1 protein-coding gene is annotated in these 791 nt (G+C 64.5%); it reads left to right on the top strand.

The annotated features are described in order from the left end of the window. Positions 1 to 100 precede the first annotated feature (100 nt). The gene (locus D1012_RS21910; protein ID WP_118156236.1) at positions 101 to 727 is read left to right on the top strand and encodes a response regulator transcription factor; all 627 of its coding nucleotides are present in this window, start codon (positions 101 to 103) and stop codon (positions 725 to 727) included. Positions 728 to 791 lie beyond the last annotated feature (64 nt).

Genomic DNA, 791 nt, shown 5'->3' with positions numbered 1-791 from the left:
CGGACCCGAACCCCGCCGGCGGTACTATTTTCCGCTTTACCCTGCCCTGCGCTGCGTCTCAGACGCCGGCCCAGAATGATCAGTCCGAGGAGTTGCACGCATGAACACGCCCCACCTGTCGAGCACGGTATTCATTGTTGATGACGACGCAGCGGTCCGCGATTCGCTGCGCTGGCTGCTTGAAGCCAACGGCTACCGCGTCCGCGCCTACGCCAGCGGCGAGTCGTTCCTGGAAGACTACGACGCCAGCCAGATCGGCGTGCTGATCGCCGACGTGCGCATGCCCGGCATGAGCGGCCTGGAACTGCAGGAACAGCTGATCGCCCGCAACGCCCCGCTGCCCATCGTCTTCATCACCGGCCACGGCGACGTGCCGATGGCCGTGTCGACCATGAAGAAGGGCGCCGTCGACTTCCTCGAGAAGCCGTTCAACGAATCCGATCTGCGCGAAATCGTGGCGCGCATGCTGGAGCAGGCCACGCAGCGCGTGAGCAAGCACCAGGCCCAGAAAGACCACGAAGCCATGCTGGCGCGCCTGACCGCGCGCGAGCAGCAGGTGCTGGAGCGCATCGTCGCCGGCCGCTTGAACAAGCAGATCGCCGACGACCTCGGCATCAGCATCAAGACCGTCGAAGCGCACCGCGCCAACATCATGGAAAAACTTGAAGTGACCACCGTTGCCGACCTGATGAAAGTGGCCCTGGCCAAACCCGAGGCACACGCATGACCGCTAGGATCATCGACGGCGCCGCCCTGTCGCAGCGCATTCGCGAAGAAGTCGCCCAACGCGT

This window comes from Pseudotabrizicola alkalilacus, from assembly GCF_003443995.1.
In the GTDB taxonomy this organism is placed as follows: domain Bacteria; phylum Pseudomonadota; class Alphaproteobacteria; order Rhodobacterales; family Rhodobacteraceae; genus Pseudotabrizicola; species Pseudotabrizicola alkalilacus.
This window is presented reverse-complemented; position numbering and strand designations above follow the sequence as displayed.

What these genes read in the sequence shown, in the direction of transcription:
- D1012_RS21910 (WP_118156236.1), top strand. Translation starts at nt 101, where the DNA reads ATGAACACGCCCCACCTGTCGAGCACGGTATTCATTGTTGATGACGAC.